This is a genomic window from uncultured Rhodospira sp. (assembly GCF_937138205.1).
Taxonomy (GTDB): domain Bacteria; phylum Pseudomonadota; class Alphaproteobacteria; order Rhodospirillales; family Rhodospirillaceae; genus Rhodospira.
This window is the reverse complement of sequence record NZ_CAKZOT010000033.1, coordinates 1-22,450: the sequence shown is the minus strand read 5'-3', so window position 1 is coordinate 22,450 and position 22,450 is coordinate 1. Positions and strand designations below refer to the sequence as shown.

At 67.7% G+C, this 22,450-nt stretch carries 21 protein-coding genes and 1 tRNA gene; 9 read left to right on the top strand and 13 right to left on the bottom strand.

Annotation, left to right across the window (positions count from 1 at the left end):
• Positions 1 to 1,200: AAA family ATPase (locus Q0309_RS03525; RefSeq protein WP_299437514.1), on the top strand; the 1,200-nt coding region annotated here is incomplete at its 5' end.
• A 4-nt stretch (positions 1,201 to 1,204) separates the two neighbouring features.
• A complete protein-coding gene (folP, locus tag Q0309_RS03520; RefSeq protein ID WP_299437512.1) occupies positions 1,205 to 2,416 on the top strand; it encodes a dihydropteroate synthase in 1,212 nt (403 codons plus the stop codon).
• Between the two features lie 47 nt (positions 2,417 to 2,463).
• Here the strand turns inward: folP and Q0309_RS03515 are convergent, their stop codons facing one another.
• The 3 genes from Q0309_RS03515 to Q0309_RS03505 form a co-directional block, all read right to left on the bottom strand.
• Positions 2,464 to 3,015, bottom strand: coding sequence for a DUF2889 domain-containing protein (locus Q0309_RS03515; protein ID WP_299437510.1), 552 nt, complete (start codon positions 3,013 to 3,015; stop codon positions 2,464 to 2,466).
• A gap of 77 nt (positions 3,016 to 3,092) precedes the next feature.
• The gene (locus tag Q0309_RS03510; RefSeq protein ID WP_299437508.1) at positions 3,093 to 4,670 is read right to left on the bottom strand and encodes a Ppx/GppA family phosphatase; all 1,578 of its coding nucleotides are present in this window, start codon (positions 4,668 to 4,670) and stop codon (positions 3,093 to 3,095) included.
• A 61-nt stretch (positions 4,671 to 4,731) separates the two neighbouring features.
• A complete protein-coding gene (locus tag Q0309_RS03505) occupies positions 4,732 to 6,942 on the bottom strand; it encodes an RNA degradosome polyphosphate kinase (RefSeq protein WP_299437505.1) in 2,211 nt (736 codons plus the stop codon).
• A 207-nt stretch (positions 6,943 to 7,149) separates the two neighbouring features.
• Between Q0309_RS03505 and Q0309_RS03500 the strand changes: the two genes are divergently transcribed.
• Complete coding sequence (locus Q0309_RS03500) at positions 7,150 to 7,695, top strand: histidine phosphatase family protein (RefSeq protein ID WP_299437503.1); 546 nt, start codon at positions 7,150 to 7,152, stop codon at positions 7,693 to 7,695.
• Here Q0309_RS03500 and Q0309_RS03495 read toward each other — a convergent pair.
• Genes Q0309_RS03495 through Q0309_RS03485 form a run of 3 tightly spaced genes read right to left on the bottom strand, consistent with a single transcriptional unit; the run spans position 7,637 to position 10,151 of the window.
• Positions 7,637 to 8,389: a DnaA/Hda family protein gene (locus tag Q0309_RS03495; RefSeq protein WP_299437501.1), complete on the bottom strand. Its 753-nt coding sequence runs from the start codon at positions 8,387 to 8,389 to the stop codon at positions 7,637 to 7,639. The genes Q0309_RS03500 and Q0309_RS03495 overlap by 59 nt on opposite strands.
• Positions 8,386 to 8,967 carry a CDP-alcohol phosphatidyltransferase family protein gene (locus tag Q0309_RS03490; RefSeq protein ID WP_299437499.1) on the bottom strand — a complete coding sequence of 194 codons (582 nt, stop codon included), beginning with the start codon at positions 8,965 to 8,967 and terminating at the stop codon, positions 8,386 to 8,388. The genes Q0309_RS03495 and Q0309_RS03490 overlap by 4 nt, the downstream gene beginning before the upstream one ends.
• Positions 8,961 to 10,151, bottom strand: a complete 1,191-nt coding sequence (locus Q0309_RS03485; RefSeq protein WP_299437497.1) for a DUF2066 domain-containing protein — start codon at positions 10,149 to 10,151, stop codon at positions 8,961 to 8,963. Before Q0309_RS03485 ends, Q0309_RS03490 begins: the two co-directional genes overlap by 7 nt.
• Before the next feature lie 49 nt (positions 10,152 to 10,200).
• Here Q0309_RS03485 and purM point away from each other — a divergent pair, with 49 nt between their 5' ends.
• Positions 10,201 to 11,343 (top strand): phosphoribosylformylglycinamidine cyclo-ligase, encoded by a 1,143-nt coding sequence (gene purM, locus Q0309_RS03480; RefSeq protein WP_299437495.1) that lies wholly within the window; start codon positions 10,201 to 10,203, stop codon positions 11,341 to 11,343.
• On the top strand, positions 11,340 to 12,014 hold the full coding sequence (gene purN, locus Q0309_RS03475; protein WP_299437493.1) for a phosphoribosylglycinamide formyltransferase: 675 nt from the start codon (positions 11,340 to 11,342) through the stop codon (positions 12,012 to 12,014). The genes purM and purN overlap by 4 nt, the downstream gene beginning before the upstream one ends.
• 719 nt (positions 12,015 to 12,733) lie before the next feature.
• Here the strand turns inward: purN and Q0309_RS03470 are convergent.
• The 3 genes from Q0309_RS03470 to gph all read right to left on the bottom strand — a co-directional run bounded on the left by Q0309_RS03470 (position 12,734) and on the right by gph (position 14,652).
• Positions 12,734 to 13,654: a DUF58 domain-containing protein gene (locus tag Q0309_RS03470; protein WP_299437491.1), complete on the bottom strand. Its 921-nt coding sequence runs from the start codon at positions 13,652 to 13,654 to the stop codon at positions 12,734 to 12,736.
• A gap of 115 nt (positions 13,655 to 13,769) precedes the next feature.
• Positions 13,770 to 13,844, bottom strand: a tRNA-Val gene (locus Q0309_RS03465).
• Between the two features lie 94 nt (positions 13,845 to 13,938).
• Positions 13,939 to 14,652 carry a phosphoglycolate phosphatase gene (gene gph / locus Q0309_RS03460; protein WP_299437489.1) on the bottom strand — a complete coding sequence of 238 codons (714 nt, stop codon included), beginning with the start codon at positions 14,650 to 14,652 and terminating at the stop codon, positions 13,939 to 13,941.
• Positions 14,653 to 14,789: 137 nt separating this feature from the next.
• Between gph and glmU the strand changes: the two genes are divergently transcribed.
• Positions 14,790 to 16,130, top strand: coding sequence for a bifunctional UDP-N-acetylglucosamine diphosphorylase/glucosamine-1-phosphate N-acetyltransferase GlmU (gene glmU, locus Q0309_RS03455; RefSeq protein WP_299437487.1), 1,341 nt, complete (start codon positions 14,790 to 14,792; stop codon positions 16,128 to 16,130).
• A gap of 46 nt (positions 16,131 to 16,176) precedes the next feature.
• Here glmU and Q0309_RS03450 read toward each other — a convergent pair whose 3' ends face one another.
• Together Q0309_RS03450 and Q0309_RS03445 are read right to left on the bottom strand one after the other, a co-directional pair.
• A complete protein-coding gene (locus tag Q0309_RS03450) occupies positions 16,177 to 16,470 on the bottom strand; it encodes a HigA family addiction module antitoxin (RefSeq protein WP_299437485.1) in 294 nt (97 codons plus the stop codon).
• A 12-nt stretch (positions 16,471 to 16,482) separates the two neighbouring features.
• Positions 16,483 to 16,764 (bottom strand): type II toxin-antitoxin system RelE/ParE family toxin, encoded by a 282-nt coding sequence (locus tag Q0309_RS03445; RefSeq protein WP_299437483.1) that lies wholly within the window; start codon positions 16,762 to 16,764, stop codon positions 16,483 to 16,485.
• A gap of 87 nt (positions 16,765 to 16,851) precedes the next feature.
• On the opposite strand from Q0309_RS03445, the gene glmS reads away from it, so the two are divergent.
• The 3 genes from glmS to Q0309_RS03430 all read left to right on the top strand — a co-directional run bounded on the left by glmS (position 16,852) and on the right by Q0309_RS03430 (position 19,935).
• Entirely contained in the window at positions 16,852 to 18,678 is a 1,827-nt protein-coding gene (glmS, locus tag Q0309_RS03440; protein WP_299437481.1) for a glutamine--fructose-6-phosphate transaminase (isomerizing), read from the top strand.
• A gap of 465 nt (positions 18,679 to 19,143) precedes the next feature.
• Complete coding sequence (locus tag Q0309_RS03435; RefSeq protein WP_299437479.1) at positions 19,144 to 19,434, top strand: helix-turn-helix domain-containing protein; 291 nt, start codon at positions 19,144 to 19,146, stop codon at positions 19,432 to 19,434.
• Positions 19,435 to 19,470: 36 nt separating this feature from the next.
• Positions 19,471 to 19,935: a hypothetical protein gene (locus Q0309_RS03430; protein ID WP_299437477.1), complete on the top strand. Its 465-nt coding sequence runs from the start codon at positions 19,471 to 19,473 to the stop codon at positions 19,933 to 19,935.
• Positions 19,936 to 20,615: 680 nt separating this feature from the next.
• On the opposite strand, the gene Q0309_RS03425 is transcribed toward Q0309_RS03430, so the two are convergent.
• On the bottom strand, positions 20,616 to 20,810 hold the full coding sequence (locus tag Q0309_RS03425; RefSeq protein ID WP_299437475.1) for a hypothetical protein: 195 nt from the start codon (positions 20,808 to 20,810) through the stop codon (positions 20,616 to 20,618).
• Between the two features lie 165 nt (positions 20,811 to 20,975).
• Entirely contained in the window at positions 20,976 to 22,259 is a 1,284-nt protein-coding gene (locus Q0309_RS03420; protein ID WP_299437473.1) for a [Fe-Fe] hydrogenase large subunit C-terminal domain-containing protein, read from the bottom strand.
• Positions 22,260 to 22,450 lie beyond the last annotated feature (191 nt).

Genomic DNA, 22,450 nt, shown 5'->3' with positions numbered 1-22,450 from the left:
AACGCGCCGTGCCTGATCTTCATCGACGAGATCGACGCCGTTGGCCGTCACCGTGGCGCCGGCCTGGGCGGCGGCAACGACGAGCGCGAGCAGACCCTGAACCAGTTGCTGGTCGAAATGGACGGCTTCGAGGCCAACGAGGGCGTCATTCTCATCGCCGCCACCAACCGGCCGGACGTGCTCGACCCGGCGCTGCTGCGCCCGGGGCGTTTCGACCGTCAGGTGGTGGTGCCGAACCCGGATGTGCTCGGCCGCGAGCGCATCCTCAAGGTGCACATGCGCAAGACCCCGCTGGGGCCGGACGTGGACCCGAAGGTGATCGCGCGCGGCACGCCCGGCTTTTCGGGCGCCGACCTCGCCAACCTGGTCAACGAGGCGGCGCTGCTGGCGGCGCGGCGCGGCAAGCGCGTGGTGGGCATGTCGGAGTTCGAGGCCGCCAAGGACAAGGTCATGATGGGCACCGAACGGCGCTCGATGGTCATGACCGACGCCGAGAAGAAGCTGACCGCCTATCACGAGGGCGGGCACGCCATCTGCGGCCTGCACATGGAGGAATCCGACCCCATCCACAAGGCGACCATCATTCCCCGGGGCCGCGCGCTGGGCATGGTGATGCGCCTGCCGGAGGGTGACCGGATCAGCATGTCGCGCGCCAAGCTGGAGGCCGACCTTGTGGTGGCCATGGGTGGCCGCGTGGCGGAGGAGTTGATCTTCGGTCCCGAGAAGATCACCACGGGGGCGTCGAGCGACATCAAGATGGCCACCAACATGGCCCGCAAGATGGTCACCGAATGGGGCATGTCGGAAAAACTCGGCCCGCTGCTGTACGCCGAGGATCAGGAGGAGGTGTTCCTGGGCCACTCGGTGGCGCGGCACAAGAACATGGCCGACGAGACGGCGCGCCTGGTGGACGAGGAAATCCGCCGCATCGTCGATACGGCCTATGAAACGGCCCGCGAGATCCTGACCGGGCATATTGAGGACCTGGAAAAGCTGGCCCAGGGGTTGCTCGAATACGAGACCCTGAACGGCGAGGAAATCCAGGCGTTGCTGCGGGGCGAGCCGATCGACCGGGAAGAACCGCCGCAACAGCCCGATCCGACCCCGCCGCGTGGCCGACGGGCCTCGGTGCCGACCACCAGCGGCCAGCGACCGCGCGGCAAGCCTGGGTTCGGTCCGGAACCGCAACCGGGAGCCTGACCCGATGGAGGGGGTGACCGCGTTCGAGGACGCTGCCGACGCGCGCGCTCAAAAAGGCGCCGCTCTGCCCCGGGGGCTGTTCCGGGGCGGGGCGGCGCCGCATCCCCTGAAAGGGCTGTTGCTGGCCCCGGCCGGCCTGCTCCGGGGCCGCGCCGCCGAGGACGCGGTCGCGGCGGGCCGGGCGCGGCCGCTGACCGGTGGGCGCACGGCGTTCTCCGCCGTGACCGTGTTCTTGCGAACCGACTGCGAGACGCCGCCGTGGCGTCTATGCGCCGCCGACCTGGGAACCCTGCAGGCGTGGACCGAGGACCACGGCCCGGCCATGCGGGCGGTGGTCGACGCGGTGCTGGGGCGTCTGTCGGCGCCGCGCCCGCCCTTCGCCGGCCTGACCCTGGATCGGCCGCGCGTCATGGGCATCCTGAACTGCACCCCGGATTCCTTCAGTGACGGCGGCGACTACTTTTCCAGCGGTGATGCCATCGCCGCCGGCCTGGCCATGGTCGAGGCCGGCGCCGACCTGATCGACGTGGGCGGCGAGAGCACCCGGCCGGGGTCCGCGCCGGTGGCCCCGGAGGAGGAGCTCCGCCGCGTGCTGCCCGTGGTCAAGGCGCTGGCCGATCGGGGAATTGTCGTCTCGATCGACACCCGCCGGGCGTCGGTGATGGAGGCCGCGTTATCCTACGGCGCCACCATCGTCAACGATGTCACCGCGCTCACGCATGATCCGGGCGCGGTCGATGTGGTGGCGCGCGCGGGGGCGTCGGTGATCCTCATGCACATGCAGGGCGAGCCCAGCACCATGCAAGCGAACCCGACCTACGACCGGGCGCCGCCGGATGTCTACGCCTGGCTTGCTCGCCGCGTGACCGTGTGCCAGGTGGCTGGCATCCCGCCGGGGCGGTTGTGCGTTGATCCGGGCATCGGCTTCGGCAAGACGCTGGCGCACAACCTCGACCTGCTGCACCACATCGGCCTGTTCCATGGCCTGGGGTGCGCGGTCCTGCTGGGGGCCTCGCGCAAGAGCTTCATCGCCCGGGCCACCGGCGCGATGGACGACCAAGGCCCGCCGACCGATCATCCCAAGGACCGTCTGGGCGGGTCGCTGGCCGCCGCGCTGGCCGCCGTCGAGCAGGGCGTGCAGGTCCTGCGTGTGCACGACGTGGCGGAAACGGTGCAGGCGGTGCGGGTGGCCGAGGCGATCCGCCACGGCGGCTGACGACCGGGGCGTGCCGGCATTGGCGGGCCGCGATGCCCGCCGACCGATCACGACGATCCGGTGTGGAACTCCGGCCATTCCCGCGCCACCACCGGGCTGTCCGAGCGCAGGGCGTAGCAGGTATCGAGGATCGGCGGTCGTTCGCCGGTGTTGGCGGCCTTGCGCTTTTCCTCGCGCCGGAAGTGCAGCGTCTGGTACGCGGTCGCCGCCAGAGGCTTCAGCAAGTCCACCAGGTGCGTGCAGCCCTCGGCCCGCCCCAGCGCCTGCTTGACCCGCCCCGAAAAGCCGGCGCCGATGGACAGGCCCACCAGCCGCTGGAAGCTTGGCGTCACGTCGCCGCAGATGGTGAAGGGCGCGGCGTCGGTCACCGCCTCCACCGCGCGGATCACCAGATCGTCATCGACCGTCACCCGCAGCGACATGTCGTGCAGCGAGTCGCCGGCGGCGATATGGCCACGGTCCTTGTTCGAGAACGTATAGGTCTTGGTGTCGACGATGCGGGCCTCGATGTCCCACAGGCCGTCGTCGCGGCGGTATCCCTGGCAGTCGATGCGCCGTGTGTGGATGTGCTGCCGGGGTTGGGGAGGGGACAGGGGCATGGTCATCCGCCGTGAAAGCGTGGAACACGGAAGAAGTATACGCTGCCGTATGGCGACCGTCCAGTCCCGCGCGGCGCTCAATCTGTGGTCGCGCCCGGCCCCGCCTCCGCCACCGCCGGCTCAAGGTCCAGCACGCGGGCCAGCTTCTCCAGCCGCCGCTGCACGAACACCGGATCGAACAGTGGTGTGTCGCGCGGCACGGTCAGGGTCAGCGTCCCGGCGGGCGCGCGGTCCAGCCGCGTCAGCCGCACCACGCCCGGGGCGCCGCCGCTCAGCGTGTGGGCCAGCCGCAAGGCCGTGCCCACGACGCGCGTGCGGCGCACCCGCGAGGGATCGTCCAGCAGGGCCTCGGCCTGGGCGGCGAACGGTGCGTCCGCGGCGCCGCCGTAGCGATGATAGACCGCCAGCGCCAGCGCGGCGCGGTCGCGGTGGTCCAGGCCCATGAACGGCAGCCGCAGGATGCGGTGAAACGCCTGTTCGGCGCGGTAGTCTGGGTGCTCGCTCCAGAAGATATCGCCGATGATGCAGGCCGCCAGGCGCATCCGCGCCAGATCCGGCGGCTCGGCCGGGAACAACGGCGCCATCCACGCCGCCACCTCGTCGCCGTGGGCGGGGAAGCGTCCCGCCTGCCGCGCCAGCACGGTCATGGACGCCAGCAGGGGATCCTGCCGCCGCAGGTCGTCGGGCAGGTCGAGCAGGAATTGCCCCTCGCGCACGCCGTAGACCGAGAACACCACCCGGCGCGGGCGCACGGCGGCGACCAGGCGGCCCAGGGCGACGGCGGCCAGGGGCAGCATCGCCATGCGCTTCTTGCTCAGGCCCGGCACGCCTGCGAAGTCCTTGGGCGAGGACCCGGCCACGTGATCCAGCATCGGCCGGGCGTCGGCCGTGCTGAGGGTGAAGTTGTCGAGCACGCGCAAGGGATAGGCCATGCGGTCCATGCACACCCGGGCCAGCGCGCGCCACGCGCCGCCGACGGCGTAGACCGACTGCCCCTCGCCCTGGCCCAGCCATGGTTCGCGGGACAGGGCCTCGTCCATGATCTGTTCGGCCTGGGCGCGGTCGCCGCCGTCCGAGGCCTCGGCCAGCCGCAACAGACCGAGGGGGAAGCTGGCGAAATCCACGAATGCGCGGTCCTGGATGCGCGCCAGGTCCAGGCTGCCGCCGCCCAGATCGGCCACCACGCCCTCGGCGCCGGGCACCGCGCACTGTACGCCCAGCGCCGCCAGCCGGGCTTCGTCGACCCCGCCGAGCACCTCGACGCGGACGCCGGTGGCCTGTTCGAGATTCGCCACGAAGTCGGCCCCGTCGGCGGCGTCGCGCACGGCCGCCGTGGCCAGCACATGCAGGCGCTCGACCCCCATGGCGTTGGCCAGCGTCACGAAGCGGCCGACGGCGACGAACGCCAGCGCGCGACCCTCGGGGTTCAGGCGGCCGGTGGCCCCCAGGCCCTGGCCCAGGGCGCACACGGCCTTTTCGTTGAACAGCGGCACCGGGATGCGGGCGCCGCCCCGGTAGACGACCAGGCGGACCGAGTTCGAGCCAATGTCGATGATGCCTACCGGCGGAGCACCCGGTTCGACGGCCACCCCCATGTCGCCGCCGCCGTTCAGCCGGTCGGCCAATCCGATGTCGGCGTCACCCGCGCCGTCCATGTCGCGCCCCCTTTCCCTCGTCCCTCGTCCCTCGTCTCTCGTCCACCGGGGCCGGGCGCCCTCACACCGCCGGGCGCGGCCTCAAAATGAGCTGCGGGATTTCCTTGCTGGCCTTGTCGAGCGCCTTGCCGCGTCCCGACAGGCTCGGGTTGGTCATGAAGTAGGTGTGGGCGTTGAACGCGTCGTCGGCCGAATCCACGCGCTGGAACGACCCGTCCGCCATCAGGTACCAGCTTTGCTGCTCGTCGTTCAGGTTGGCGACCATGATCTGGTCCATGATCTGGGTGCGGACGGTTTCGTTCTCGATCGGCACGAACGTTTCCACGCGCATGTCCAGGTTGCGCGGCATCCAGTCGGCCGAGGAGATGTAGATCAGCGCCCGCGACGATGGCAGGTCGCTGCCGTTGCCGAAACACGCGATGCGCGAGTGCTCCAGGAAGCGCCCGACGATGCTCTTGACGCGGATGTTGTCGGACAACCCCGGCACGCCCGGCCGCAGGCAGCAGATGCCGCGCACCACCAGGTCGATCTGAACCCCAGCCTGGGAGGCCCGGTACAACGCGTCGATCACATCCCGATCCACCAGGCTGTTCATCTTCGCCCAGATGGCGCCGGGCCGGCCGGCCTCGACGTGCGCGATCTCCGCGTCGATTAGCTCCAGAATGCGCGTCTTCAAGGACAGGGGCGCCAGATACAGCTTGTCCATGCCTTTCGGCTTGGCGTAGCCGGTCATGTAGTTGAACGCGGTGGCGGCGTCGCGGCACAGGGTCAAATCGGCGGTGAAGAACGACAGGTCGGTGTAGATCTTGGCCGTGATCGGGTGATAGTTGCCGGTGCCAAAGTGGACGTACGAGCGAAGCTGCCCCGACTCCCGGCGCACCACCAGCGAGATCTTGGCGTGCGTCTTCAGATCCATGAAGCCATAGACGACGCTCACGCCGGCCCGTTCCAGGTCCCGCGCCCAGCGGATATTGGCCTCTTCGTCGAAGCGGGCCTTCAACTCCACCATGGCGGTGACGCTCTTGCCGGACTCGGCGGCCTCGATCAGGGCGGCGACGATGGGCGAATTGTTCGACGTGCGGTACAGGGTTTGCTTGATGGAGACGACATTGGGATCGGCCGCCGCCTGGCGCAGGAACTGCACCACGACGTCGAAGGACTCGTAGGGGTGATGGACGACGATGTCCTTCTCGCGGATGGCGGCGAAGCAGTCACCGCCGAAGTCGCGGATGCGCTCCGGAAACCGCGCGGTGAACGGTACGAACAGCAGGTCGGGGCGGTCGTCGGCGATCAGCTGCTTGAGGTCGGCCATGCCGATGGGACCGTTGAGACGGAACAGGTCGGCCTCGGCTACCTGCAGTTCCTCGCAGATCAGCCGCACCAGCGGCTCCGGCATGTCGGCGTTCAGGGTCAGGCGGATGCAGTGACCGCGCCGGCGCCGCTTCAGCGCCGACTCGAAGCTGCGGACCAAGTCCTCGGCCTCTTCGTCGATCTCCATCTCGGAATCGCGGATGACGCGGAAATGCCCGCTCTGGTCGACGCGGAAGCCGGGGAACAGGCGCCCCAGGTACAGTCCGACAAGGTCCTCCAGCAGGATGTAGCGGTGCCCCTCGCCCGGCAGCCGGATCAGCCGGTCCACCTGGCCCGGCAGCGGCACCAGGGCGCGCAGGCCGTCGCCGTTGCCCTCGCGCTTGAGCTGAAGCACCAGGGCATGGCCGAGGTTGGGGATGAACGGGAACGGATGCGCCGGGTCGATGGCCAGCGGCGTCAGGATGGGGAAAATCTGGTCGTCGAAATGGGTTTCCAGCCAAGCGCGGTCATCGGCGGTCAGTTCGCCGACACTGACCACCGACACGCCGACCTCGCGCAACTCGGCGTGCAGTTCGGCCCAGATTTCCTGCTGTTCGTCCAGCAACTCGCGCGCGGTGCGGTTGATTTCCAGAAGCTGCTGGGCCGGCGTGCGGCCGTCCTGGCTGGTCTTGTTGACCCCGGCGTGAACCTGACCCTTCAGGCCGGCGACGCGGACCATGTAGAATTCGTCGAGGTTCGAGGCGGAAATGGACAGGAACCGCGCCCGTTCCATCAGGGGATGGCGCGGGTTGCGGGCCTCGTCCAGAACGCGAAAGTTGAAGCCCAGCCACGAAAGCTCGCGGTTGATGAACCGGTCCGGCGTCTCCAGCCCGATGCCGCGTTCGGCCGTCGCCGCGACGATGTCCCCGACGCTCGCCGGCACCTGTGCCCCGTCGGCTCCCGAATCGGCGGCATTTCTCATGGCCGTCTCCCTGCCTCGTTGTTGTGTCGGACATCGGTACGCCGGCGCCGCACGGCCGGACCGCTCCGGCCGGGTCTCGATGCGATTGACCCCATCCAGGCGCGGCGCGTCAAATGAAACCGTCCGTCATGAATGGGGCTCGACCGCCGGGCCGCCAGTCTCTAGTGTCCGCGCCGCCTGACCTCAACAGCGGCGGGACCGGACCCCATGAAGCGTCTATACCTTTTGAGGCACGCCAAATCCAGTTGGGATGATCCCAACCTGGAGGACCACGACCGCCCGCTGGCGCCGCGTGGGCAGCACGCGGCCGAGGCGATGGCGGCGGTGCTCGCCGCCCTGAGCCCGCGTCCCGAGATCGTGTTGTGCTCGACCGCCGCGCGGGCGCGCCAGACCCTGGAACTGGCGCGGTCGGGCCTCGCCGACCTCCCGGAGACGGCCGTGATCCTGGATGCGGCGGTGTACACGTTCGAGCCCCTGGCCCTGCGGCAGCGGTTGGAGGGCCTGGACGACGCCGTGGCGACGGTGCTGGTGGTCGGCCACAATCCGGCGCTTGAACTGCTGGCGCGCGACCTGGCGGCCGACGACGACGGCCCGGCGGCCAAGCGGATGTTGCGCAAGTTCCCCACCGCCGCGCTGGCCACGCTGGACCTGCCCGCAGACCGCTGGAGCGATCTGGCCCAGGCCGGCGGCCGCGTCATCGACTTTGTCCGACCGGCGGATCTTGAGCCGGAGGCCGGTGCGGCGTCTCGATGATCTCCCGCGCCAGGGCCTGGGTGATGGGCCGGCCCCGGCTCAACGCCGCGGCATCCAGACGCGAGACGGTGTCGCGGGCGGCGGCGAAGCTGCGTTCGATCCGGCGCGCCAGATAGCGCACGACCTCCGGCGGCACCGTCACCTGACGGTCGGCGAACAGCTTGACCAGGATCATCTCCAGCAGCGTTTCGTCGGGCCGTGTGATCTCGGCCAGCGGGATGGCGGCCAGCCGCGAGTGCAGGTCGGCCAGCGCCACCGGCCACCGCGCCGGTGGCTCGGCCGCCGTCAGCAGCACGTGGCCCCCGCGCTCGCGCGTCAGGTTGAGGACATGCAGCAGGTCCACCTGCATGGGGGCGTCCAGGGTTGGCATTCCCGGCGGGAATTCGATCACCACCGGACCCAGGCCGTCGGCCACCAACGCTTCGTCCAACTGGGCCGCGTCCGGCCGGTCGAGGATCACGGCGCCGGCCCGCGCGGCCAGCACGTGGGCCAGGTGGGTCTTGCCGCAGCCCTCCGGTCCGATCAGCGCCAGAACCGATCCCGGCCAGTCGGGCCAGCGGTCGATCCAGGCGACGGCGGCGGCGTTGCACGGCGCGACCAGGAAATCGGTTCGCCCCAGGGCCGGCCGGGCGGGAAAGTCGAACACCATCTGCCGACCGTCCTGGTGGGCCGCGTCATCCCTCGGTCCGCTCATGCGCCAGCGTTCCCATCGGTGGGGGAGCGCCGGGCGTGCCGCAGATGCGCCAGCGCGGCGCGCCCGTAGTCCAGGCCGGACACCAGCGTCGTTACCGCCACCGCCGGCACCAAGGCGGTGACCACCGGCGCCAGGAGGGTGGGGGCCAACACGGGCACGGCCAGGGCGGCCGCCAGCAGGGTCATCTGCGCGACGGTGTTGAGCCGGGACATCCGGGTCGGGCGGGGCGCGAAGGCGCCTCCGGCCCAGCGCACGACACCGACCCCGGCGACCAGGGCGAGATCCCGCCCCACGACCAGCACGACCAGCCACCACGGTAGGTCGCCCAGAACCGCCAGGGCCACGAACACGCCCGAGACCAGGGCCTTGTCCGCGAGCGGGTCGAGCACGGCGCCGAGCGCGGTGCGCGCGTTCAGCCGACGGGCGAGATAGCCGTCCAGGGCGTCACTCACACCGGCCAGCACGAACAGGAGGAGGGCAACGACCGCCCACCCCTGGGCGAGACACCACAGGATCGGCCCCACCAGCAGCAGGCGTGTCACCGTCAGCGCATTCGGAAGCACCGCCCAGGTCACCACGTCGTTGCGGATCCTCCCTGAGTTGCGGGGCTGCCGGTTCCGCCGGACGCGGCTGGCGGCGCGGTTCCTCCCTGGGATCCGTAAGCGCCTGCGCCGCCACTGGCGCGGCCGATCATCCAGTACCCGCCCCGCTGATCCAAGGTCAGGCCCGCCGGCGCGACCGCCGCCCGCACCTGCTCAACCGAGCCCAGGACGGTCAGCGTCAGTTGCGCCATGTCCCGGTTCAGCGCCTGCACCGTCATGTCCCGCACCAGCGGCGACTGCTCCAGGGTGCGGCGGATCGCCACCCAATCCTGGAATCCCGTCAGGCCGACCAGGGCCGTCACTTGGTGCGCCGAGCCGGCCTGGACCATGGTGGCGGACCGCCAGTCTCCTTCCATGCGGTCGGCCACCGCGCCGGCGGCGCGCGTCAGGAACGCGGTCTCGCCCTCGCCGGGCTGGCGGCGAATCTCCCGCGCGGTCGTGCGCGCCATGGCCCGGGGTGTCCCGTAGTTCAGAGAGACCGTGAGCGTCTGCGGACTGGTGCGCACGGCATGGGCCACCAGGACCCGCGCGCGGTCGTACCGCGTCACCAGGCGGTCCAGCGCCATGCTCACCGGCACCAGGGCTTCCTCGGCAGTGACGATTGTGACGTCCCGCAGGTCTCCGGTCGGGACCTCCAGCGGCATCAGCATGGACTGGCTTTCCTGTCGGCGCCAGGCGGCCAGCCAGGGGTTGGTGTCTTCCCACAACAGCGCGGTGGCGTCCGGCGAGGCCTGATAGACCGGCACGACCAGGACCGGCTCGGAGGCGCTGGCCACATAGCCGATGCCGCGCTGGCGCAAAAGCTGGCGCACGGGCTCGCCGGCGAAGCGGACGGTCATCATGGCGCGGTAGCGGGTGTCGGTGGTGCGCTCGTCGGCCAGGCTGTAGGTCTCGACCATGTCGCGGACGGCGGCGGCGGTCGGTTGGGGCAGGCGCCCATGGTCGGCCGGATCGGTGATGCGGCGCAGCAGGGCCTCGAACGCCGAGACCTGCCCGCCGGCGATCGCCTGGTCGCGGGCCTGGGCGGCATCGGCGGCCTCGGCCTCGATGGGCACGGCGGGCGCGGTATAGGTGGACGCCTCGTCCGCGTCCTGGGCGCGCGCCGGGCCGGTGCCGCTCAGCAGGGCGGCCACGAGCACGACCGCCAGCAGCGATGCCATGAACGCGGCAAGCGGGGGTCCGCCTGTTGCACGCCGCGCCCGTTCGGGTATGGTTCGCCGCATCGGGCCCTGGCCCCCTGTCAGCACACGCGAGGTCGCCATTTCCAAGTCCTTCCAAAACGCCGGTCCCACACCCGGGGGCCTGACGTACAAGGCCGCCGGGGTCGACATTGCCGCCGGCGACGCGCTCGTCCAGGCCATCAAACCGCTGGCCCGTTCCACCGCCCGGCCCGGCGCGGACGCGGCCCTGGGTGGCTTTGGCGCGGTGTTCGATCTGGCCGGCGCCGGCTTCCGCGATCCCCTGCTGGTGTCGGCCACCGACGGGGTTGGGACCAAGCTGAGACTCGCCATAGAAACCGGGCGGCATGATGGCATCGGCATTGACCTTGTGGCGATGTGCGTCAACGATCTTGTCGTCCAGGGTGCCGAACCGCTTTTGTTTCTGGATTATTACGCCACGGCGCGACTGGATGTCGAGACCGCGCGGGCCGTGGTCGCCGGTATTGCCGAGGGATGCCGCATCGCCGGCTGTGCCCTGGTCGGTGGCGAGACTGCGGAAATGCCCGGCATGTACGCGTCGGGCGACTATGACCTGGCCGGCTTCGCCGTCGGCGCTTTGGAGCGCGGGCAGTTGCTGACGGGCGAGCGCGTGGGCGAGGGCGACGTTGTGCTGGGCCTTGCCTCCAGCGGGGTGCATTCCAACGGGTATTCTCTGGTCCGGCGGATCATCGCCGACCAGTCCCTGGCCTGGGAGGCCCCGGCGCCGTTCGATCCCGACCGCACGCTGGGTGCCGTCCTGCTGACGCCGACGCGCATTTATGTGACTGCCTGCCTCGACGCCGTGCGTTCGGGGGCGGTGCACGCGCTGGCGCACATCACCGGCGGCGGGCTGGTCGAGAACATCCCGCGCGTGCTGCCGGACGGGCTGGCGGTGGCGCTGGACGTGGCCGCGCTGCCCCTGCCGCCGGTGTTTCGCTGGCTGCAGACAACCGGCGGTGTTGCGCCACAGGAGATGGCCCGGGCCTTCAACTGCGGCATCGGCATGGTGGCCGTGGTGGCGGCCGACCGCGTGGACGAGACCCTGACCCGGCTGACCGGCCACGGCGAGGCCGCGCGCGTCATCGGTCGCGTGGTGGCTCGTGACGCAGGTCCGGCGGTGCGCCTGGACGGACTGGACGAGGCTTGGTCATGACCACACCCGACGACGCCGAGAAAAAACGAACCCCGGTCGCCATCCTGATTTCCGGGCGCGGCAGCAACATGATGGCCCTGGTCGAGGCGTGCGCCGATCCGGCGTTCCCGGCCCGGGTGGTGCTGGTGCTCAGCAACGAGCCGGACGCCGCCGGTCTGACGTGGGCGGCGGACCGGGGGCTGCCGACCGCCCTGGTGAATCACCGCCACTACCCGAACCGCGAGGCGTTTGACGCCGCCTTGGATGCGCGGCTGCGCGAGGTCGGCGCCCGGATCGTCTGTCTGGCCGGGTTCATGCGCCTGCTGACACCGGGGTTCGTGGCGCGCTGGCCGGACCGGTTGCTCAACATTCACCCGTCGCTTCTGCCGGCGTTCAAGGGCCTGCACAGCCATGAACGAGCGCTGGACGCCGGGGTCAGGCTGCATGGCTGCACCGTGCATCTGGTCAGTCCGGAAATGGACTCCGGCCCTATCGTTGCCCAGGCGGCCGTTCCGGTGCGCGCCGACGACACGCCAGAGAGCCTGGCCGCGCGCGTGCTGGAGCAGGAACACCGCATCTACCCGCTGGCGCTGCGGCTGCTGGCGGAGGGGCGCCTGCATGTCTCCGGCGCGGCCTGTCAGGTGCGCGGCGCGAAAAGCCCGGACGGCGCGCTGTCCAATCCGGTGGGGTAGGGGGGCGGCGAGAGCCGGATTGGGCACGGGCAGCCAGGCTCGCGATTCCATCACCGAGCGCACACCATAGCCGGCAAACGCCGATCCGCCATCGCCCGTCAAACTGGCTGTTGGGACATAAAACATGTGAGAGCGCGGGATTGCACCCGCAAAAAGAAATGGTATAAAACGAGAACATTTCGCCGCGTGGCGGGGAACGCGATGCCATTCTTAGAGCCCGTCCGGAAAGTCTCGAAGACCACAATATGTGGGGTGCCGGTCCCCAGAACGAGCACCGTCCGTGGTACCCATAAGGGCTTTCCGGACAGACACTTAGAACAGCGTCATCACCTTTCTGGGGTTCCCTTATGAAAGCGTTCGGTTACGTTGCGTCAGGAATGGCAGGTGCCATAATTGCCGCCTTGGTCGTTCTTCATCCTCAGGTGACAGGCAGGGCTGTTCAGTTCTGGCGCCGGTTCGCGCGGGCTGTCGGAGGGCGAGTCGTTCGGGCGGTGTGTGTCCAGAAACGGGAGTCTGCCAATGATGAAGGATCTCTGACTCGATAGAGGGCACCTTTTCGATCGAGGGTGCCAGGGTTTCGTTTGCTCATCTTCTGGCGGCCTTGCGCGAGAGTCCTGATCCCCGGCGTGCCCATCGGGCAGGGTCGACAGCCAGACGTTGGTGGGCACCTTGGCTTCGGGCGGTCAATGCTGCCAACCGGCTGCCCCTGCGGGCGCCACTCACCACGCGCGCGGCGCGCGGCCGCCGGCCAGCGCCTGGTAGAGCGTCATCAGCGTCGGCGTCGGCGGCTGGTCGGTGTGATGCACCAGCAGGCGCCAGTCCGCCGAGCGGGCCAGGGCCTCCAGGCCGGCGCGGTGGTTGCGCAGCCGCGCCACATAGGCGTCGCGGATGTCCTCGGCCCGGTCGACCAGCATGTCGCCCTCGGCCTCCAGCCCCTCCAGGCGCAGGCGCCCCCGGAACGGGAACGCCTCCTCGGCCGGGTCGAGCACCTGCACCAGCACCCCTCGCACGCCGCGCCCCGCCAGCCGGCGCACCAGCGCGGCGGTGTCCTCCAGCGGCGCCAGCAGGTCCCCGATCACCACCGCATGGGCATGGCGCGCCACGGCGACACCCGACGGCGGCCCGGTGACCGACGGCGGTCGTTCCAGGGCATCGGCCATGCGCCGCAACGCCAACCGACCCCCGCCCGGCGGCTGCATTCGGCCCGGATCGGCGTCCAGCAGGGCGAAGCGTTCACCCCCCCGGTCCAGCACCACCGCCAGCGCCAGCGCCAGCACGGCGGCGCGGTCGGCCTTGCGTGGCAGGCCGCGCGCGCTGGCGTAGTCCATGGAGCCGGAGCCGTCGACGGCGATCCACACCGTCTGTGCCGCCTCCCATTCCAGCTCGCGCACGAACACCGGATCGGCCCGCGCCGAGCGGCGCCAGTCGATGGATTGCGGCCGGTCGCCCGGCTCATAGCGGCGGTATTGCCAGAAGGTCTCGCCGACGCCGGCCCGGCGCCGGCCGTGCAGCCCCTGGGCGACGGTGGCGGCCACGCGCTCCGCCTCCACCAGCAGCGGCGGCAGCGGCGCGGCCAGCGTTTCGCCGCGCGTCAGGGGGGGCGCGGTCTCATGGGCGCTGGTGCGGAGGGATCGGGCCATCGGCGTCTCGCGTCCGGACTTTCCCCGGAAGCGAACCCCCCGGGCGGTTCCACGACATATAAGACACGCAAGCGGACCCGACGAGACCGCCGGAGCCGGAAACCGATGGAGGGAATGGTGGGCGCGGCTGGGATTGAACCAGCGACCCCTCGCGTGTGAAGCGAGTGCTCTCCCGCTGAGCTACGCGCCCGGTCGGTGTGCAGGGTCTCCGCCCCTGACGGGGCCAAGCGAGACCATCGCCGATCCGATGAAGCGCGGCTTATAGACCCGCCCCTGTGCGTCCGTCAAGCCGGATTCGCCCGCGCCGCCGCCAACCGCGACAGGGCCTCGGGGACCTCGGCAAACGACGAGACCAGCAGGTCGGCGCCGGCCTCGGCCGGCGGCACCGGACTGTAGCCGAAATCGACGATGATCACCGGCACGCCCGCCGCCCTGGCCGCGTCCACGTCATAGGGCGTGTCGCCCACCATGGCGGCGCGGCCGGGGGCGACGCCCATGCGGTCCAGGGTCAGCAGCAGGGGGGCGGGATCGGGCTTGCGCTGAGGGATCACGCCGCCGCCGACCACGCCGGCGAACAGGTCGGCCAGCCCCAGCGCCTGCAAGACGCCGACGGTCGGCCCGTGCGGTTTGTTCGTGCACACGCCCAGTGTCACGCCCTGGGCGCGAAGCGTCCGCAGCACCTCGACGGCGCCGTCGTAGGGCCGTGTGTCCCGCACCGGCTCGGCCTCATACAGGGCGACAAAGCGGTCGTGCAGGCGCTCCAGGTCGGCCGCGCCCGCGTCCCCCTCTGGAATCGGGCGGCCGACGGCGGCCATGGCCTTGGTCACCAGCACCCGCGCCCCCTGGCCGACAAAGGCGGGAACCTGGTCGGGACGGACACGGGGCAACCCCTCCTCGTCCAGCAGGGCGTTGAGGGCCAGGGCGAGGTCGGGAACACTGTCGATCAGGGTGCCGTCGAGGTCGAAGACAACGCCGTCGAAGGGAAAGGGGCTGGTCATGGACTCTTCCGATCCGGGCGCGCCGTGGTCTCTGTAACCAAGCGCAACACAGTTTGAGTTTGCCTGAACGGGAGACTATGGCAGCGTACGCGTCCTGACCACCCCACCTGTCCGTTCGTTGTCGATCGTTTCGCTTTATGACTCACTCCGATCTCGCCGCCATCGTTCTCGCCGCCGGCCAGGGCACGCGAATGCGCTCGCGCCGGCCCAAGGTCGCCCACCCGCTGGCCGGCCGGCCGCTGCTGGGCCACGTGCTCGACACCCTGGACGCCCTGGGCGCCGGCCGCCGCGTGGTGGTGGTCGGGCCGGACATGCCCGAGGTCCAGGCCATCGCCGCGCCGGCCCCGACCGTGGAGCAGGCCGAGCGCCTGGGCACGGCGCACGCCACCCTTCAGGCCCGCCCGGCGTTGGACGATCCGCCCGGAACGGTGCTGATCCTGTACGGCGACACGCCGCTGATCCGGCCCGACACGCTGCGCGCCATGGTCGACGCGCGGGCCGAGGCGGCCTTGGTGGTGCTGGGGTTCCGCGCCGCCGATCCCACCGGCTACGGCCGCCTGGTGACGGGCGCCGACGGCGGCCTTGACGCCATCGTCGAGCACAAGGACGCCAGCGAGGCCCAGCGCGCCATCACCCTGTGCAACTCGGGCGTCATGGCGGTGGACGGGCGGTTGCTGTTCCCCCTGCTGGAGCGGGTCGGCAACGACAACGCCAAGGGCGAATACTACCTGACCGACATCGTCGCCCTGGCCCGCGCCGACGGCCATCGCTGCGCCGTGGTCGAGGGCAACGAGGCGGAAATGCTGGGCATCAACGACCGCGCCCAACTCGCCGCCGCCGAGCGGGTCGTTCAGGACCGCCTGCGCGCCGCCGCGATGGCCGGTGGGGTGACCATGACCGATCCCGCCAGCGTCTTCCTGTCCATGGACACCCGGTTCGGCCAGGACGTATCCGTCGGGCCGTTCTGCGTCTTCGGTCCCGGCGTGACCCTCGGCGACGATGTGGAGATCAAGGGCTTCTGCCATTTCGAGGGCTGCGAGGTCGCGGCGGGCGCCGTCCTCGGTCCCTACGCGCGCCTGCGCCCGGCCGCCATCGTCGGCGAAGGCGCCCACATCGGCAACTTCGTCGAGGTCAAGAAGGCCACCGTCGAGGCCGGCGCCAAGGTCAACCACCTGACCTACATCGGCGACGCCCGCGTCGGCGCCAAGGCCAACGTCGGCGCCGGCACCATCACCTGCAACTACGACGGCTTCGGCAAGTATCACACCGACATCGGCGCGGGCGCGTTCATCGGCTCCAACAGTGCGCTGGTGGCGCCGGTTAAGATCGGCGACGGCGCCATCATCGGCGCCGGTAGCGCCATCACCAAGGACGTGCCGGCCGACGCGCTGGCGCTGACCCGCGCGCCCCAGACCACCAAGGAGCGCTGGGCCGCCATGTTCCGCACCCACATGAAACGACTGACGGGGAAGGGGTAAGGCCGTGGACGTCCGCATGAGAACCCAGTGCGGAATGACGGCACAGTCAGGCCGCGGCGACCGGCTTGAGCGCGTCCAGGTCTGGGATCGTTTCGGCAGCGGTCGTCAGGTCGTGCATCGCCTGAAGGGTCATCCAGAACTCGGGTCCAGTCTTCAAAACGGCGCCCAGACGCAAGGCCGTGTCGGCCGTCACCGGGCTTTCCTCGCGCGCCAGGCGTTCGATCCGGGTGCGCGGCACATGGCACGCCTTGGCAAGCGCATACGGCGTCAGTTTGAGGGGGGCGAGGAACTCCTCCCGCAGGATTTCGCCGGGATGAACCGGCGGCGTGGGACCGAACATGGCGGTGTCTCCTCAGTGATAGTCGACGATCTCAACGTCTTCGGCGTCACCGTCCCGCCAGCGAAAGCAGATCCGCCATTGGTCGTTAATGCGGATGCTGAATTGGCCCGCGCGGTTGCCCTTGAGGGCTTCCAGGCGATTGCCGGGTGGCTGGCGCAGGGCCTCAAGATGAACGGCCGCCGACAGCATGGCCAATTTGCGTTGCGTCGGCCGCACCAGATCCGGGGGGAAGCCCTTTGGGGGGCGACCCGCCCAGACGGCCTCGGCGACCTTGCCTTTGAAGCTTAGAATCATCGCGATAATTGTATCGTGTCACGATACGTTCCGCAAGGCCCGACGGATCATGATACGCAGCGCTGACCCAGGAGAGGACACCCGACCATGTGCGGCATTGTTGGCATCATCGGCACCGAAGAGGTGGCCCCCCGGCTGATCGACGGCCTGCGGCGGCTGGAGTACCGGGGCTACGACTCGGCCGGCATCGCCACCCTGGACGGCGGCGCCATTGCCCGGCGCCGCGCCAAGGGCAAGATCGCCGATCTCGACGCCCGCGTGCGTGACGAGCCCATCGGCGGCGCCACCGGCATCGGCCACACCCGCTGGGCCACGCACGGCGTCCCCAACGAGGCCAACGCCCACCCCCATGCCAACGACCGCGTGGCCGTGGTTCACAACGGCATCATCGAGAACTTCCAGGCCCTGCGCGAGGAGCTGCTGGCCAAGGGCCATGTCTTCGCCTCCGACACCGACACCGAGGTGGTGGTCCACCTGATCAGCCAGACCATCAGCGACGGCGTCGATCCCATCGAGGCCACCCGCCGCGCCCTGACCCGGCTGGAGGGGGCCTTCGCGCTCGGCATCCTGCTGAAGGACCGGCCCGACATCCTCATTGCCGCCCGGCAAGGCAGCCCGCTGGCCATCGGCCACGGCGACGGCGAGATGTACCTGGGCTCCGACGCCCTGGCGCTGGCCCCCATGACGCGGCGCATCACCTACCTGGAGGACGGCGACTGGGCGGTGCTGACCACCGATGGCGCCACGGTGCGCGACCTGTCGGGCGACCCCGTCACGCGGCCCGAGCACCTGACCAACCTGTCCGGCGCTATGATCGGCAAGAGCGGCCATCGCCACTTCATGGCCAAGGAGATCTTCGAGCAGCCGCAGGTGATCGGCGACACCCTCAACGCCATGTTCAACCCGGCGGAGCGCACCATCACCCTGCCGCCGCTGCCTTTCGACCTGGCCGCCGTGCCGCGCCTGACCATGATCGCCTGCGGCACCGCCTCGCTGGCCGGCATGGTCGGCAAGTACTGGCTGGAGCGCCACGCCGGCGTCGCCGTGGACTGGGACCTGGCCAGCGAGTTCCGCTACCGCGCGCCGGTGATGGCCGAGGGCGGGCTGGCGGTGTTCATCAGCCAGTCCGGCGAGACCGCCGACACCCTGGCCGCCCTGCGCTACTGCAAGGAACAGGGCCAACACTGCCTGGCCATCGTCAATTCCCCCGAAAGCACCATCGCGCGGGAGGCCCACGCCGTGCTGCCCACCCTGGCCGGGCCGGAGATCGGCGTGGCCTCGACCAAGGCCTTCACCACCCAGCTTGTGGTGCTGGCCTGCCTGACCATCGCCCTGGGGCGGGCGCGCGGGACCATGGACCGGGCCACCGAGGCGCGCCTGTCCGGCGCCCTGACCGAGGTGCCGAGCCGCGCCGCCGAGGTGCTGAACCACGACGAGCGCATCAAGGCCATCGCCCAGGAAATGCTGACCCCCGCCCGCGACGTGCTCTATCTGGGGCGCGGCACCAGCTATCCGCTGGCCCTGGAAGGCGCCTTGAAGCTGAAGGAGATCAGCTACATCCACGCCGAGGGCTACGCGGCGGGGGAGATGAAACACGGCCCCATCGCCCTGATCGACGAAACCGTGCCGGTGGTGGTGATCGCGCCGAGCGATCCGCTGTTCGAAAAGACGGCCTCGAACGTGCAGGAGGTGGTGGCCCGGGGCGGCAAGGTGGTGGTGTTCTCCGACGTCGCCGGGGTCGAACGCCTGAAGCCCCTGGCGCTGGAGGCCATCGCCCTGCCCGAGGTCGACCCGTTCGTGGCGCCGATCCTGTACGCCATCCCGGTGCAGCAGCTCGCCTACCACACCGCCGTGGACAAGGGCACGGACGTGGACCAGCCGAGGAATTTGGCGAAGGCGGTCACGGTGGAGTGAGGCTTTCGGCGCGTGACCGTCGTACCCGAGTCCATTTGTAGGGTGCGTCTGCGCCCCGGCCCATGGTCTTTGGACCACGGGCCTATCGTCTGATACCTGGCGACCGAAGTCTTGGCTCCTCCCCATTCGCCGGGCGCGGTGCCGGCGCGGGAGATCCCTCGGCTCGCTTCGCTCGCTCGGGATGACGTATGTTTTTGTTTTTTATAAACTTATCCGTCATCCCGAAGCGTCCGTCAGGACGCGAGGGATCTCCCAAGGTGGCGTGCCGACGGTCCGGAAAACGTGTCACGATTTCCGTCGCTTGGTATGACACGGGCCGTTTCCCAAGGGAAACGACCGGGGCGCGACGCACCACGGATCCGCACGGCGGTGCGTTGCCCGCCTCTTCGAGGCGGTCAAACGCACCCGACGACGGGCCGCATGAGACAAGCTCCCATACCGCTGGTATCACCGTGAGAAAAGCCAATGATCGAGAAACCCGGCGATATGTCGCCACCCCCCGATGAGCCCGACGCCGACGCGCCGCTGAGCGACGACGAGTTCGCGCGCGGGCATGGGGCGGTGCTGGCGCGGCGCGCGCGGGCCGCGACAAACCTGTCGCAGGAGGCGTTCGCCGCGCGCTACGGCATTCCGGCCGGCAGCCTGCGCGACTGGGAGCAGGGCCGCCGCGCGCCCGATGCGGCGGCGCGCAGTTACCTCCGCGTCATCGCCCGCCTGCCCGAGGACGTCGCGCGGGCCTTGAGAGAAGGCGGATGATTCGCGGCATTTGGCGTCGATATGATGTTTTAGGCTATGGGCAAAGCGGATCTCAATCCCATCACAACGGCGCATTTCCTGCCCGTCGGCGACGAAAACGCGCCGAGGGGACGCTTGTCCCTGGATGGATTGGATGGGGCGGTGGAGATCCCGGGTTGCATCCTGGAAGGGGCTTGGCGCATTGATTGTCACTTCTTGATTGCAACAACGGATGACATCACGTCGGAAGATCAGCTTCACTTTCTGCTGCTGAATTCGCGCGCGGAGTTCATAGACCAAGTCACGTTGGGAGCAGTCTATAGCACCGGTGTCTTTGCCGCGTCCCATCCCAAAGGGGCGCGGTTGAGCTTTCGGTTTTTCGGAGACACAACATGGACATTGACCGTGTTGCCGAGCCCTTCATTTCGCGTGCCAATCCTAGGGGATCCGCGCGGCGTGCATCGCCCCTTTTCGTTCCGGACACGTTTGCGCATTGAAGGGCGACCGAAGCCCGGCGTGTAGTCCAGAATTGCGTTGCCACACCAACCGACGGAAAGGTTGGCCTGTCGTGGCGGCCTGCCATCAAGCCAATGCTCGAGATCCCTCGACTCGCTTCGCTCGCTCGGGATGACAGATGTGGTTGTTTCATATCATAAAATGTCATCCCGAGCGCCCCGGAAGGGGCGGAGGGATCTCGGGAAAAGGCAAAAAGCGGGCCCAGTAAACGAGGCAACCCAAATGTCTGCTGACGTCACACCAGAAGGATGTGCTCCCGATTGTTTGGGCAGGTTTGATGGGGCGTGAGCTTTGAAGGGCTTCCCGGACGGGTTGGTGTAACGGGTCAGGTTCCAGAAAAGTGCGTCTGCGGCCCGGCCCATGGCCTTCGGACCATGGGCCTATCGTCTGACACGGGCCGTTTCCCTTGGGAAACGGCCGGGGCGCGACGCACCACGAATCCGCACGGCCGTGCGTTGCCCGCCTCTTCGAGGCGGTCGAACGCACCCTACGACTGTGAGGTCTCACGTGCCGCCGGGACAACCGCCAATCAGACGGAGGCTGTCGAACGCGCGGTCCACGCCGTGCTGGACGAGGTGCAACGTCTGGAAGTGGCCGTGGACCGGCTCACGGGCAATGGTCAGGGGGCCGCGGGGCGGCCGGGTCAGTGCCGCTACGGCCAGGCGGCGTAACGCCAGCCTGTCTCCCTACCCCGCCGCCACTCCGGCCAGGTCCTTCATCAGCCGGTGCAGGCCCTGCAGGCGCCGCGCGTCGTCGGCCCAGTCGCGCTTGACCACCAGCTTGTGGTCGGGGCGGAGTTTGACCGTCGCCGTATTCTTGCCGATGAACTGCACCAGCCCGGCCGGGTTGGGGAAGTCGTTGCCCCGGAAGGTGATCACCACCCCCTTCGGCCCGGCGTCGATCTTCTCGGCGTTGGCGGCGCGGCACAGGACCTTGACAAAGTTCGTTCTGGCAAATTAGGCGCGGGGCGGCTTTTTCGGTAATTGACCAGTATTGGTGTAGGCGGAAGTTCATTCGCGGACCCAGCGTCTGTAAAACCGATAACGTCAAATAAATGGCAGAATAAACCCAATAATTCTTTTGATATGCGTTAATATTGTTACTAATTTTTCTAAAATAATGTCAATAATGTTCACGGCCTCTACAGATTTTTTGTACGAAATGTTTACGATTTTGTCTTTTCTATTTCGCATTCTACCGGATTCAAATTGACGGTCGCTCGACATCTGGCTTTTACTTGTTGGGCTGGTTAAGTCAACGTCAGAATCAATCTTTTCAATTATCTTGTCGTGACTAATTTCTGAGCTTTGCATCGCCGGACTCCAAACTGCATTGCTCGCTTCTTGTTGGCTGTGCCAAATTTCAAAGACTCCAGGGCCGCGCGTGCAGATCCCACAAAAAAAAGGACTCAAAAACCCTTTTGGTTCCATCTTAATCGTTTCAATATTTTTTAGTTTCTCAATAATTGATCTGCCTGACTGGCCTGCAAAATACTCTGTATTTATGTTTCTATAACATAACACATCATGAAGGTCACCAGAGAATGGTATGTATTTTACGTTTCCAGAATCTATCTTTCCAATATTCAGAAAATCTGGATTGTCAAAAAAACCTTTTGGAGTATTGCAAATATCAATGCCGAATCTTTCGCAGACGTAGTAAAACTCGGCCCACGTCAAGACAGCATCAAAATCTGTTTCAAGTTCGTCGACCAGTTTCTTATAGGCAACGCAGGGTCCGATAAAAACGACATATCCTTCTATGCCGGCAGTTTTTAGTTTGTGACGGGCAAAGCGCGCGGCCGAAAGTCCAGTGCTATCAGCTTTTATTAGGTGGCTAGATAATCTTGGAGAGAAATTATTCAAAAAATTTCTTATAGCTGCACATCGGTTATCTATAACATACGCCTCAGTCTTAACTCTTTCTGAAATCTCGTCATCTATTGCCTCGCGCACTTCGTCGGCGAAAAGAGCACCGCGAACAACGTAAGACGCCCCCAAGTCTCGGCAAACTTGACTTGCTTGCTCTAAGCAAATATTATTGTTATAATACTCAATTCCAGGACCAATGGCCACCGAAATTGCTGCTCGACCCTTGATCCATTCTATAACCCGGTTTAAATGCGATCTATCAATATGCAGGCCATGGCATCTATATGGTTTTCTTGGGCTAAGCAAGCGAACGCATGACCCACATGATATACAAGTGTTTTGTTTGACTGTTGCGAAGTAATTTTTTCCTATTTTTTCAACGCTAATACTGCCAGTTGGGCATATGTCTTTGCAAACAGGATCCTGGCAGTCTTGACATCGCGTGGAGATGTGCTGCATTGAAACACCTCTTTATGCATCCATATGTCGAACACAGCGCTCCCTCACAAGGAAAATACACTTAGACAAAACGTAGTATTTTAATGGTAAATTGTGCCACGACGAAGGCGAGTGTGCAACGCTCTTAGAATGCGCAGCCAGGGCAATCGGGTGAATTAGGGCGTGACAACGCGCGAAAGTTCTGAATCGAT